12 protein-coding genes are annotated in these 12,830 nt (G+C 69.5%); 10 read left to right on the plus strand and 2 right to left on the minus strand.

Going from position 1 to position 12,830, the window contains the following annotated elements; genetic code table 11:
* Positions 1 to 13: 13 nt before the first annotated feature.
* The 9 genes from miv_RS18505 to miv_RS18545 all read left to right on the plus strand — a co-directional run bounded on the left by miv_RS18505 (position 14) and on the right by miv_RS18545 (position 9,010).
* A complete protein-coding gene (locus tag miv_RS18505; protein WP_207178147.1) occupies positions 14 to 1,099 on the plus strand; it encodes an ABC transporter ATP-binding protein in 1,086 nt (361 codons plus the stop codon).
* Complete coding sequence (locus miv_RS18510) at positions 1,096 to 2,067, plus strand: carbohydrate ABC transporter permease (protein ID WP_207178149.1); 972 nt, start codon at positions 1,096 to 1,098, stop codon at positions 2,065 to 2,067. The genes miv_RS18505 and miv_RS18510 overlap by 4 nt, the downstream gene beginning before the upstream one ends.
* Positions 2,067 to 2,864: a carbohydrate ABC transporter permease gene (locus miv_RS18515; RefSeq protein ID WP_048449309.1), complete on the plus strand. Its 798-nt coding sequence runs from the start codon at positions 2,067 to 2,069 to the stop codon at positions 2,862 to 2,864. Before miv_RS18510 ends, miv_RS18515 begins: the two co-directional genes overlap by 1 nt.
* 16 nt (positions 2,865 to 2,880) lie before the next feature.
* Entirely contained in the window at positions 2,881 to 3,162 is a 282-nt protein-coding gene (locus tag miv_RS18520) for a DUF2160 domain-containing protein (RefSeq protein WP_207178151.1), read from the plus strand.
* Positions 3,163 to 3,278: 116 nt separating this feature from the next.
* Complete coding sequence (locus miv_RS18525; protein WP_058620128.1) at positions 3,279 to 5,024, plus strand: ABC transporter substrate-binding protein; 1,746 nt, start codon at positions 3,279 to 3,281, stop codon at positions 5,022 to 5,024.
* A 95-nt stretch (positions 5,025 to 5,119) separates the two neighbouring features.
* Positions 5,120 to 5,359: a type II toxin-antitoxin system Phd/YefM family antitoxin gene (locus miv_RS18530; protein WP_207178152.1), complete on the plus strand. Its 240-nt coding sequence runs from the start codon at positions 5,120 to 5,122 to the stop codon at positions 5,357 to 5,359.
* Positions 5,360 to 5,388: 29 nt separating this feature from the next.
* Complete coding sequence (locus tag miv_RS18535) at positions 5,389 to 5,790, plus strand: type II toxin-antitoxin system VapC family toxin (RefSeq protein WP_244749069.1); 402 nt, start codon at positions 5,389 to 5,391, stop codon at positions 5,788 to 5,790.
* Positions 5,791 to 5,814: 24 nt separating this feature from the next.
* Positions 5,815 to 7,308 carry a glycerol kinase GlpK gene (gene glpK, locus miv_RS18540; RefSeq protein ID WP_207178156.1) on the plus strand — a complete coding sequence of 498 codons (1,494 nt, stop codon included), beginning with the start codon at positions 5,815 to 5,817 and terminating at the stop codon, positions 7,306 to 7,308.
* 433 nt (positions 7,309 to 7,741) lie between these two features.
* Positions 7,742 to 9,010 carry a PI-PLC domain-containing protein gene (locus miv_RS18545; protein WP_207178158.1) on the plus strand — a complete coding sequence of 423 codons (1,269 nt, stop codon included), beginning with the start codon at positions 7,742 to 7,744 and terminating at the stop codon, positions 9,008 to 9,010.
* A 122-nt stretch (positions 9,011 to 9,132) separates the two neighbouring features.
* Here miv_RS18545 and miv_RS18550 read toward each other — a convergent pair whose 3' ends face one another.
* Complete coding sequence (locus miv_RS18550; RefSeq protein WP_207178160.1) at positions 9,133 to 9,999, minus strand: NAD(P)-dependent oxidoreductase; 867 nt, start codon at positions 9,997 to 9,999, stop codon at positions 9,133 to 9,135.
* Between the two features lie 97 nt (positions 10,000 to 10,096).
* Entirely contained in the window at positions 10,097 to 10,876 is a 780-nt protein-coding gene (locus tag miv_RS18555) for an ABC transporter substrate-binding protein (protein ID WP_207178162.1), read from the minus strand.
* Between the two features lie 223 nt (positions 10,877 to 11,099).
* On the opposite strand from miv_RS18555, the gene miv_RS18560 reads away from it, so the two are divergent.
* On the plus strand, positions 11,100 to 12,827 hold the full coding sequence (locus tag miv_RS18560; RefSeq protein ID WP_207178164.1) for a chemotaxis protein: 1,728 nt from the start codon (positions 11,100 to 11,102) through the stop codon (positions 12,825 to 12,827).
* Positions 12,828 to 12,830 lie beyond the last annotated feature (3 nt).

Genomic DNA, 12,830 nt, shown 5'->3' on the forward strand with positions numbered 1-12,830 from the left:
GGAGGGGAGATCCATGGCCCGCATCACCCTCGACCATCTCGCCCACGCCTACGGGCCGAACCCGCAAGGCCCGCAGGATTACGCGCTCAAGGAGATCGACCACGTCTGGCGCCAGGGCGGCGCCTACGCGCTGCTCGGGCCCTCCGGCTGCGGCAAGTCCACCTTGCTCAACATCATCTCGGGGCTGGTCGTCCCGACCCGCGGCCGCATCCTGTTCGACGACCGCGACGTCACCACGGTGCCGACCGAGGGGCGCAACATCGCCCAGGTGTTCCAGTTCCCGGTCGTCTACGACACCATGACGGTGCGGGAGAACCTGGCCTTCCCGTTGAAGAACCGCCGCGTCGCGCCCGCCACCATCCGGTCGCGGGTCGAGGAGATCGCCGGCCTTCTCGATCTCACCCGGGTGCTCGACCGCCGCGCCAACAACCTGACAGCGGACATGAAGCAAAAAATCTCGCTCGGCCGGGGCCTCGTGCGCCCGGACGTGGCGGCGATCCTGTTCGACGAGCCGCTCACCGTCATCGACCCGCACCTGAAATGGCAGCTGCGCTCGACCCTGAAGGAGCTGCACCGCAAGCTCGACCTGACGATGATCTACGTCACCCACGACCAGACCGAGGCGCTGACCTTCGCCGACACGGTGGTGGTGATGCATGACGGCGCCGTGGTGCAGACCGGCACGCCGGACGAATTGTTCGAGCGCCCGGCCCACACCTTCGTCGGCCACTTCATCGGCTCGCCGGGGATGAACCTGCTTCCCGCCGAGGTGCAGGGCGCGACCGCGACGATCGAGGGCCACGCGATCCCGCTCGCCCGGCACTATCCGCACCTGCCGACGGCGAAGCGCATCGAGCTCGGCGTCCGGCCGGAATACGTGCATCTCGCGCCGAAGGGCCTCGGGCTCCCGGTGCAGGTCAAGCGCATCGACGATATCGGCCGCCAGCGCCTCGCCCGGGTCGAACTCGGCGGCCGGCCGCTCGTCGCCACGGTGGCCGAGGGCCAGAGCCTCGATGGAACGGAAGCGGCGCTGACCCTCGATCCGCGCCAGATCCACATCTACGCCGACGGCGCCCTGGTGCCCGGGGAGGCCGCATGACCAAGACCGTCAACCAGAAGGCCTGGCTCCTCGTCCTGCCGGTCTTCGCCGTCGTCGCCTTCTCGGCGGTACTGCCGCTGATGACGGTGGTCAACTACTCGTTCCAGGACACGTTCGGGAACAACCAGTTCTTCTGGAACGGCCTCGGCTGGTTCCAGGAGCTGCTCGACCCGTCGACCCAGTTCGGCGAGCGCTTCTTCGATTCGCTGTGGCGCAACCTGCTCTTTTCCGCGATCATCCTGGCGATCGAGGTGCCGCTCGGCATCGCGGTGGCGCTGTCGATGCCGCGGGAGGGCCGCTCGGTCGCCTTCTGCCTCGTGCTGATGGCCCTGCCGCTCCTCATCCCGTGGAACGTCGTCGGCACGATCTGGCAGGTCTTCGCCCGCACCGATATCGGGCTCTTGGGCGCGACCCTCAACAGCCTCGGCATCGACTACAACTACGCCGGCAGCGCGCTCGCCGCCTGGGTCACCATCGTGACCATGGACGTCTGGCACTGGACCAGCCTCGTCGCGCTGCTCTGCTATGCCGGCCTCAAGTCGATCCCGGACGCCTATTACCAGGCCGCCCGCATCGACGGGGCGAGCCAGTGGGCGATCTTCCGCACCATCCAGCTGCCGAAGATGCGCCGCGTCCTGCTGATCGCCGTGCTGCTCCGCTTCATGGATTCGTTCATGATCTACACCGAGCCCTTCGTGCTCACCGGCGGCGGGCCCGGCAACGCCACGACCTTCCTGTCGATCGACCTCGTCAAGCTGGCGCTGGGACAGTTCGATCTCGGCCGGGCGGCGGCGATGTCGCTGGTCTACAACCTCATCATCCTGAGCGTCTGCTGGGTGTTCTACACCGTGATGACCAACGTGGATGCCGGCAACCGCACGGTGCTGGCCGACGACCCGGCGGATGCGGCTGCCGCCGGCAGCTTGGCCCCCGCCACCACCATCCCGCTCGACCGGAGGGCCGCCTGATGCGCCCGCGCCACGTCGTGATGACGCTCTACCTCCTGTTCCTGATGGTCCCGATCTACTGGCTCGTGAACATGAGCCTGAAGACCAACCAGGAAATCAATTCCGGCATGACACTCTGGCCGCATGCCATCACGTTCGACAACTACATCCGGATCTTCACCGATCCGAGCTGGTATGGCGGCTACCTGAACTCGCTGTCCTACGTGGCGATCAACACGGTCCTGTCGATCGGTCTGGCCTTGCCGGCGGCCTACGCGTTCTCGCGCTACAGCTTCATCGGCGACAAGCACCTGTTCTTCTGGCTGCTCTCGAACCGGATGGCGCCGCCGGCGGTGTTCGCGCTGCCGTTCTTCAACCTCTACTCGGCGGTCGGCCTGTTCGACACGCCCTGGGCGGTGGCCCTGGCGCATTGCCTGTTCAACGTACCGCTGGCGGTGTGGATTCTCGAAGGCTTCATGTCCGGCGTGCCGCGCGAGATCGACGAGACCGCGGCGATCGACGGCTACTCGTTCCCGCGGTTCTTCGTCAAAATCTTCATGCCGCTGATCGCGTCGGGCATCGGCGTCGCCGCCTTCTTCTGCTTCATGTTCTCCTGGGTCGAGCTGCTGCTCGCCCGCACGCTCACCTCGGTCGACGCCAAGCCCATCGCTGCCACCATGACCCGCACGGTCTCGGCCGCCGGCATGGATTGGGGCCTGCTCGCGGCGGCGGGCGTGCTCACCATCGTGCCGGGCGCGCTCGTGATCTGGTTCGTGCGCAACTACATCGCCAAGGGCTTCGCCCTCGGTCGGGTCTGATCGGGAGTTCCGGACGATGCTCGATTTCGCCTGGATGGCCTGGACCTGGCAGACCGCGATCTTCTTCGCGGTCATCGCCGGCCTGCTCGCCCTGATGACCGCGCTCGCGGTGTGTCGCCCGGAGACCGAGCGGGTCGGGATCCTGCGGATTCCGACGACCCGCGGCGACCGGCTCTTCCTGACGCTGGTCGGCGCCGCCTTCATCAATCTCGCCTGGCTCGGCCTCGTCGGCCCGAGCCTCGAATGGGCGCTCGCCCTCTCGCTCGTCTACGGGGCGGCGATGTTCCGGTTCGCGTGAGGGCTTGAAGCCCAAGCGCGCGAACAGCGACATCGCCCCGTCACCGGGCGATGCGCAAGAAACGACCAATCGGCGGGGCGAGCCCGCCGCAGCATTCACCAGGGAGGATACGCCAGATGACACGCCATCACCTGCTCACGGCCGCGAGCGCGCTGGTTCTCAGCCTCGCCGCCGGCCATGCCTTCGCGGGCATGGAAGAGGCCAAGCGCTGGGTCGATACCGAGTTCCAGCCCTCGACCCTGTCGAAGGAGGACCAGCTCAAGGAGATGCAGTGGTTCATCGATGCGGCGAAGCCCTTCGCCGGCATGGAGATCAACTTCGTCTCCGAGACGCTGACCACGCACGAATACGAGGCCCGCACCCTGGCGAAGGCCTTCTCCGAGATCACCGGGATCAAGGTGCGCCACGACCTCCTGCAGGAGGGCGACGTGGTGGAAAAGATCCAGACCCAGATGCAGTCGGGCAAGAACATCTACGACGGCTGGATCAACGATTCCGACCTCGTCGGCACCCATTTCCGCTACGGCCAGACCGTGGCGCTCTCCGACTTCATGACGGGCGAGGGCAAGGACGTCACCTCGCCGACCCTCGACCTCGAGGACTTCATCGGCCGCTCGTTCGGCACCGGCCCGGACAACAAGCTCTACCAGCTTCCCGACCAGCAATTCGCCAACCTGTACTGGTTCCGCTACGACTGGTTCACCCGCGCCGACCTCAAGCAGAAGTTCAAGGCCAAGTACGGCTACGAGCTCGGCGTGCCGGTCAACTGGTCGGCCTATGAGGACATCGCCGACTTCTTCACCAACGACGTGAAGGAGATCGACGGCGTCAAGGTCTATGGCCACATGGACTACGGCAAGAAGGATCCGTCCCTCGGCTGGCGCTTCACCGATGCGTGGCTGTCGATGGCCGGCAACGGCGACAAGGGCATCCCGAACGGCAAGCCGGTCGACGAGTGGGGCATCCGCATCGAGGGCTGCCGTCCGGTCGGCTCCTCGATCGAGCGCGGCGGCGACACCAACGGCCCGGCCGCGGTCTACGCCGTCACCAAGTACGTCGACTGGCTGAAGAAGTACGCCCCGCCGCAAGCCGCCGGCATGACCTTCTCGGAGTCGGGCCCGGTGCCGTCGCAGGGCAACGTCGCCCAGCAGATGTTCTGGTACACCGCCTTCACGGCCGACATGGTGAAGCCCGGCCTGCCGGTGATGAACCAGGACGGCACGCCGAAGTGGCGCATGGCGCCCTCGCCGCACGGGCCGTACTGGAAGGAGGGCATGAAGCTCGGCTACCAGGATGCCGGCTCGCTCACCCTGCTGAAGTCGACCCCGCTCGAGCGCCGCAAGGCGGCCTGGCTGTACCAGCAGTTCATCGTCTCGAAATCGGTCAGCCTGAAGAAGAGCCATGTCGGCCTCACCTTCATCCGTGAGAGCGACATCTGGGACAAGTCCTTCACCGAGCGGGCGCCGAAGCTCGGCGGCCTGGTCGAGTTCTACCGGTCGCCGGCCCGCACCCAGTGGACCCCGACCGGCGTGAACGTGCCGGACTACCCCAAGCTCGCCCAGCTGTGGTGGCAGAACATCGGCGACGCCTCCTCGGGCGCCAAGACCCCGCAGGCGGCGATGGATGCGCTCGCCAACGCCCAGGACGACGTGATGGCGCGCCTGGAGCGCTCCAAGGTCCAGGGCGAGTGCGGCCCGAAGCTGAACCCCAAGACCTCGGCCGAGCACTGGTACGAGCAGGCCAAGAAGGACGGCACGCTGGCGCCCCAGCGCAAGCTCGCCGACGAGAAGCCGAAGGGTGAGACGATCGACTACGATACGCTCATCAAGAGCTGGCCGGCCTCGCCGCCGAAGCGCGGCTGACCTTGCGGGAGCCGGGGCGCGCGAGCCCCGGCTCTCCTTTCCGCGGACGGCCGGACTCCGCTATCCTGGCGGCCGGTGCCGTCACGGAGCCTGTCATGGCCTATTACACGCTGGAAGACGCCATTACCCGTCTGCCCGAATTGCTCGCCAAGGCGACCGACGGGGAGGAGGTGATCATCACCCGCCTCGACGAAGATCTCGTCAAGCTCGTCCCGACCGAGCCGCGGCCGATGACGAAGGAGGAGATGGATCGCATCAAGGCGAATCAGGTCGTCCCGCTCAAGCCCTTCGACTCGACGTCCCTCATCCGTCAGATGCGAGATGAGTGCTTGTGAGCCGAGTTTATTGCGACACCAACATCCTGGTGCCGATCATCATACTCGGATCGCAGAGTGTCCGGATCAGGACGTGGATCTCCTCGCCGGACGTAACGCCGGTCGTGTCGGACCTCGTGGTTCTGGAGTTCTCCGCCACGATCTCGCGTCTCGTCAGAGAGAGGACGCTCAGCGATGCTCTCGCTCGTAATGCCGTGAGCGAATTTGAAGCTTGGCGCAAGACTTTTGGCCGTCCGATGACCATCACCCGCCAGATGTTCACTCTCGCCCGCACCATCGTCGAGGACGCCGCCCTCGGCGTGCGCGGCCCCGACGCCCTGCACCTCGCGCTGCTCCAGGTCACCGGCCTGCCCTTCGCCACCTTCGACGCGCGACTTCGCCGGGCGGCCGACGCGATCGGCCTCGCCACCCTGGAGCCGCCACCCCTCTAACGCACCGCGCGAAAGAGCCTCCCGATGTCCTCCCTCATCCTCGCCATCGACCAGGGCACCACCTCCTCGCGCGCCCTTTTGTTCCGGCCCGACACCTCGATCGCCGGCCTCGCCCAGGCGGAGTTCCCCCAGCATTTCCCGGCCTCGGGCTGGGTCGAGCACGAGCCGGAGGACCTCTGGCGCACCACCCTCGAGACCTGCCGGGCGGCGATGCGGCAGGCCGGGGTGACGGCGCGGGACATCGCGGCGATCGGCATCACCAACCAGCGCGAGACGACGCTGGTCTGGGACAAGCGCACCGGCGAGGCGGTGCACCGCGCCATCGTCTGGCAGGACCGCCGCTCGGCCGGGATCTGCTCCCGCCTGAAGGAGGCCGGCCACGAGCCGCTGGTCACGGCCAGGACCGGCCTGATCCTCGATCCCTATTTCTCCGGCACCAAGATCGCCTGGATCCTCGACAACGTGCCCGGCGCCCGCGCCCGGGCCGAGGCCGGCGAGCTCGCCTTCGGCACGGTCGATTCGTATCTCCTGTGGCGGCTCACCGGCGGGCGGCTCCACGTCACCGATGCCACCAACGCCTCGCGCACGCTCCTCTTCGACATCCATCGCGGTGCCTGGGACGAGGAGCTGATGGGGCTTCTGGGCGTGCCGGCCGCGATGCTGCCGGAGGTGCGCGATTCCTCCGGCGATTTCGGCGAGACCGACCCGGATTTGTTCGGCGCTGCGATCCCGATCCGGGGTGTCGCCGGCGACCAGCAGGCGGCGGTGGTGGGCCAGGCCTGCTTCCGGCCGGGCATGGTCAAGTCGACCTACGGCACCGGGTGCTTTGCCCTCCTCAATACCGGCGACCAGCCGGTGACCTCGACGAACAAGCTCCTCACCACCATCGCCTACCAGTTGAACGGCCGGCGCACCTACGCCCTCGAAGGCTCGATCTTCGTCGCCGGCGCCGCGGTGCAGTGGCTGCGCGACGGGCTCGGCGTGATCGAATCGGCGGCCGAGACGGGGGCGCTCGCCGAGCGGGCCGACCCGGCCCAGGACGTCTACCTGGTGCCGGCCTTCGTCGGCCTCGGTGCGCCCTACTGGGAGCCCGACGCCCGCGGCGCTCTGTTCGGGCTGACCCGTGGCACGGGCCCGGCCGAGCTCGCCCGGGCGGCGCTCGAGAGCGTCTGCTTCCAGACCGCCGATCTCCTCGCCGCCATGTGGGCCGACTGGTCGGACGGGGAGGGGAGCGCGACGGTGCTGCGGGTCGATGGCGGCATGGTCGCCTCCGACTGGACGATGCAGCGCCTCGCCGATCTTCTGGCCGCTCCCGTCGACCGGCCCGAGGTGAAGGAGACGACGGCCTTGGGGGCGGCCTACCTCGCCGGGCTGGCCTGCGGCCTCTACCCGGAGCCCGAGCACTTCGCCGACCACTGGCGCCTGGAGCGCCGCTTCGCCCCGGCGATGGAGCCGGTGATACGCGAGCGCCGGCTCGCCGGCTGGCGCGAGGCGGTGGGGTGCCTGGTGGGGAAGTAGGGCGGTCCGTCACGACGGCCGGCCGGCGTCGCAGCGGCCGGCCGGGCTGTCGTGAGCGATGGTTGTGCCCCTCCCGGTCATTCGGGAAGGATCGGCGAGTCATCGTATAGCCAGCTGACAGACGCTAAATTCTTGCGACTGTTCATGAAGATCTGAAATTCCAGATATCGCCGCGAGGGTGGCGCCGAAACGTTAGATCATGTAATAAACTCGCTCTTAAGGCGACGGCTCCATGTTGGTCCGTGCGGGGGTGAGGGATGCCCTGCCATGGAGCATCAATATGGTCAGCAAGGGCGTCGATTATTTTACCTTTTCATCGAATGATTATTTCAGCGTCAACGTGACAGGTCCCAAGGTGGGCGGTGTCAGTGGGCCGTCGAACAACTTCCGGCACCAGAGTTTCCAGATCGATTCCGGGAACATCTCTGGAATCTTGAGTTTCGACGGTACCCTGGCGTGGCAGGCCCTCCAGAACGGCACCGTGCTGCTCGGTGGAAGCCAGGAGATCAGCTCGCTGACCGGCAATCTCGGCGGCGGCAGCATGGCGAACATGCTCAAGACGCCGTCGACCGTGACGTCCGGCTATGCCGTGTCCTACGGGTTCTACGATGCCGGGCCGGGGGTGAAGCCGCTCACCGACCAGGACCAGCTCTACGTCTACGTGACCGACAGCCATGCCAACTGGATGGGCACCCTCGCCGAGGCCATGCCGGCCTTGTCCGCCGCGCCCCTCAACAGCTTCGTCCTGCCCGGCGCCCACGATGCCGGCATGTTCACGCTGAGCACCGTGACGGCGGTCCTCGCCGGTCCCGATGCCAAGAAGCTCCTCGATGGCCTGTCGATTCTGTCGGTGTTCGGTACGCTCGTGGGCGACCTGACGATGGCCCAGGCCCCGCGGGCGATCGCCAACCTGGCGCTGACGCAGAAGGACACGATCCCCACGATGCTCGACCTGGGCATCCGCTACTTCGATTATCGTCCGGGCACGCTCTACCCGAAAATCGCGTCGTTCAATCCGGGCGTGCGCTACCACCAGCACAGCGTGATCCCCGGCTATGCTTACGTCGCCTTCCTGCAGGACGTGATCGCCTGGCTCGACAAGCATCCGACCGAGATCGTGGTGGTCAGCGCCAACACGCAGGGCTTCTCCGATGCGGCCATGAAGCCGACGGCGGCGCAAGTGCAGCAGGATCTCGACCAGGCGATCGCCAACGTGAAGCCGGCCTCGCCGCTCGTCATCGGCGACAAGACCGCGCTGACGCAGAGCTACGCCGCGCTCGTCGCCTCCCACACCCGGCTGATCTTCCTCAACCAGATCGAAGGGGAGACGAGCAAGTACGATTCGTACGATGACGGCGCCTACGCGACGGTCGATCCCGCGACGATCGTCGGTGCCCTGGCCGGGATGAACGCCGCCGGCCAGAAGGGGCATGACTACACGGTGCTGCAGATGCAGGGTACCGCCACCAGCGCCGGCAAGGCCGTGATCGCCGCCGCGGTCACGTCGCTGAGCGACGCGTCCTCGCCTCTCCTGTCCACCAAGGGGCGGTTCGATGCCGTGACCAATCCCTGGCTGCTCGAGAACGTCCCGAAGAACCTCTCGAACGACCAGCTCGTCGTGCTGCTCAACGACTTCGCGGACAACTGCATGACCCAGACCGCGATCGAGCTGACGCGGGCCCGAGTCGCGCAGCGCGCCTGATCCCGAAGCCGCGCAGCGCGCCTGATCCCGAAGCCGCGCAGCGCGCCTGATCCCGAAGCCGCGCAGCGCGCCTGATCCTGAAAAAGCCCCGCGGCAGCGCCGCGGGGCCTCTCGCCCGCTTCCTACTTCTCCAGCCGGGCGATCAGGCTCGACGTGTCCCAGCGCCCGCCGCCCAGGCTCTGCACCTCGGCGTAGAACTGGTCGACCAACGCCGTCACCGGGAGCTTGGCCTTGTTGCGGCGGGCTTCCGCCAGGACGATCGACAGGTCCTTGCGCATCCAGTCGACGGCGAAGCCGAACTCGAACTTGCCCTCGTTCATGGTCTTGCCGCGATTCTCCATCTGCCAGGAGCCGGCGGCGCCCTTGGAGATCACGTCGAGCACCGCCTCGATGTCGAGCCCGGCCCGCTTGCCGAAATGCACCGCCTCGGACAGGCCCTGGACGAGGCCGGCGATGCAGATCTGGTTCATCATCTTGGCGAGCTGGCCGGCGCCGACGGGCCCCAGCAGCCGGCAGGCGCGGGCATACGACCCGATCACCGGCTCGACCCGGGCGAAGGTGTCGGCATCGCCGCCGCACATCACCGTCAGCACGCCGTTCTCGGCGCCGGCCTGGCCGCCGGAGACCGGGGCGTCGATGAAGCCGAAGCCGGCCTTCTCGGCCGCCGCCGCGAGTTCGCGGGCCACCTCCGCCGAGGCGGTGGTGTGGTCGACGAAGACCGTGCCCTGGCCCATCGCCGAGAAGGCGCCGTCCGGCCCCGTCGTGACCTGGCGCAGGTCGTCGTCGTTGCCGACGCAGGCAAAGACGATCTCCTGGCCGTCCGCCGCCTCCCGGGGCGTCGCCGCGGCCCGGCCCCCGTGAGCCTTCACCCAGTCGTCCGCCTTGGCCTTGGTACGGTTGTAGACCGTGACGTCATGGCCCTTGGCGGCGAGGTGACGGGCCATCGGCCCTCCCATCACGCCGAGACCCAGAAACGCGACCTTTGCCATGCGCTGATCCTCCCACGCCGTCGTTCCACGGCGGTCGGCCCCCGGTGTAGTGAGCCGCGCCTACGCCCGTCAAACGGGCGCCGTCACCCGGGTGTCGTCACTTGGTATCGAACGGGACGTATTTCGCCCGGATGCGGTCGTAGCGCCCGTCGGCGATCAGCGCGGCGAGCGCCCGGTCGAAGGCCTCGCGCAGGGCGGTGTCGCCCTTGCGCAGGCCGATGCCGGCGCCCTCTCCGAGGAGCGGCTCGCCGGGAGGCACGTCGCCGACGAGGCGGCAGCACGCCTCGCCCTCCGGCCGGGAGAGGAAGGTGGTGAGTTCGAGCTTGTCGCCGAGCACCAGATCGACCCGGCCGGCCCTGAGGTCGAGGGTCGCGTCGGCGAGGGTGTCGAAGGTGCGGATCGTGGCGCCCGGCACCCGCTGCTCCAGGAAGGCGACCTGCGGCCCGTGCGCCGCAACCCCGATCGTCAGCCCGCGCAATGTCTCCGGGGTCGGGTTCGACAGGGAGGAATCCCGCCGTACCACGTAGGAGAACGGCACCCGCAGGTACGGCTTGGTGAAGGCGATGCGGGCGGCCCGCTTCGGGGTGATCGCCATCGCCGCCATGATGGCGTCGTACTCGCCGGCCTCCAGGCCCTTGATGATGCCGTCCCACTGGTGGAGCACGATCGTGCAGGTGAGCTTGGCCTGCTCGCACAGGGCCTGGGCCAGGGCGACCTCGAACCCCGCCGGCTTGCCGTCCTCGACGTAGTTGAACGGCGGACGGCCGCCCTCGGTGGCGATGCGCACGGGCGAGGGCAGGGGAGGGGCTTGCTCGGCGAGGGCCGGCGGGGCGGCCAGCAGCGACAGGAGCAGGAGGCGGGAGAGCAGGCGGCTCATCCGGCAGGGTTCTCTCGTAGGGGACGACTGGGGGACGATCGTCCGGGGGGCATCTCGGGGCGGGACCGATGCGGGATCGGGCGCGCGACGGCGGCGCGGACCCTGCCACGGCCACGCCCGCGGAGGCAACTCGTGCAGCCCGTCCGGGGTCCCGCACGCCGGCGACGGTAACCCGCCGTCAGGGTTAACCGCTCCTTAGACAATCGCGCGCTCTCATCCGCCCATGCGCTTGAGCTTTCGCCCGCCTCATCCACCCCGCGACCGCGCCGACACGGTCGAGATCCTGCCGCCGCTCCCCGTCGTCGGGCCGGCGGCCGGGGAGCCGGAGCGCGACGTGGACCGGGCCGGGCGCGATGCCGTCGACCGGGTCGAGGCGGAACTGGTGCGGGCCGCCCGCGCCGTCGGGGTCGCGGCCCGCGACGGCTGCGCCGAGACCGCCGCGGCGGCCTCGGACGCCGCGGCCCTCGCCCGGAACCTCGACGCCCTGGCGGCCGGCGCCGGAACGGTGGGCGCGCGGGGCCTCGCCCTCGGGGCCGCCGCCGACACGCTCGCCGGGGAAGCCGACGGCCTTGCCGGGGTGCTGGTCCAGGCCGCCCGCCACCTCGAACGCACCGACGCCCAGAGCCGCGTCCTCGAGACCGAGATGGCCGAGGCGGCACAGGATTCCGCCCGCCTCGTCGAGGCGGTGGCGACCCTGGCCCGCCAGGCCAACCGCCTCGCCCTCGGCGCCACCGTCGAGGCCGTCCGCGCCGGGACCGGCGGCGGGACGCTCTGGCAGATGGCGGAGGAGTTCAAGCTCCTGTCGGCCGACGCCGCCCGGGCGGTCGAGGCGGTGCGGGCGCTGAACCGCCGCCTCTCCGGCCCCGGGGCTGTGGCGGCGGGCAGCGTCGCGACCTCGCTCGCCGGCCTGCGTCCGGCGATCGCCACCGCCGAGGCGGCGGCGCAGGCCCAGGCGTCGGCGGCCCGGCACCTCGCCGGGACGGCGCAGGACCTCTTCGCCGCGACCGACCTCGTCGACCGCGACGCCGATGCGGCGGCGGCCGCCGCCCGCGAGGCGGCCCGGCGGATGGAGACCGCCCGATCCGTCGGCGCCGGTGTCGCGGGCCTCGCCGGAGGGCTCGCCGGGCGCACCGTCGCGTCCCTGCGCCAGGCCGAGATCGGCGACCGGCGCGAGCACGACCGCTACCCGGTCGATCTCGCGGTCCGGGTCGGCAATTGGGGCCTCGGACGGGTGCTCGACGTGAGCCGCGGCGGGCTGCTCCTCGCCCCGCCGGAGGGCTGCGCCGCGCCGGTCGGCGCCCGCCTGTCCCTCGACCTGCGCGGCCTCGGCCGGATGCAGGTCCAGGTCGTCGGCGCGAGCCCGCGGGGCCTGCACTGCACGCTGGGCGATGCCGCCTCCGAGGGCCGCATGCGCGACGCCCTGGTGGCGATCGAGGAGGAGAACCGGCCGCTGATCGCGGCGGCGACGGGTGGCGCGGCGGCCGTCGGCACCGCGCTGGAGCAGGTGCTGGCCGAGGGCCGCCTCGCCCGCCACGCCCTGTTCGACACGACCTACCGGCCGGTCGCCGGCATCGAGCCGCCGCACTACCTCACCGCCGCGGTGCCGGTCCTCGAAGACATCCTGCCGCCGATCCTCGAGCCGCTGCTGCTCGCCGATCCCCGCACGGCGTTCTGCATCGCGGTCGACCGCAACGGCTACGCCCCGGTCCACAACCGGGCCCAGGCCCAGGCGCCGCGGGCCGGCGACCCGGCCTGGAACGCCCTGCACGCCCGCCAGCGCCGGCTCTACGACGACCGCATCGGCCTGTCGGCGGCCCGCTCGACCCGGGCCTTCCTGGTCCAGGCCTGCCCGCAGGACGAGGCCGGCCGGCCTCCCCTGCGCGAGGTCGCGAGCCCGATCCGGGTCCATGGCCGGCACTGGGGCGCGCTCAGGATGGGGTTCCGGATCTGAGGG

Origin of the sequence: Methylobacterium indicum (genome assembly GCF_017347565.1) — a bacterium.
GTDB classification, from domain to species: domain Bacteria; phylum Pseudomonadota; class Alphaproteobacteria; order Rhizobiales; family Beijerinckiaceae; genus Methylobacterium; species Methylobacterium indicum.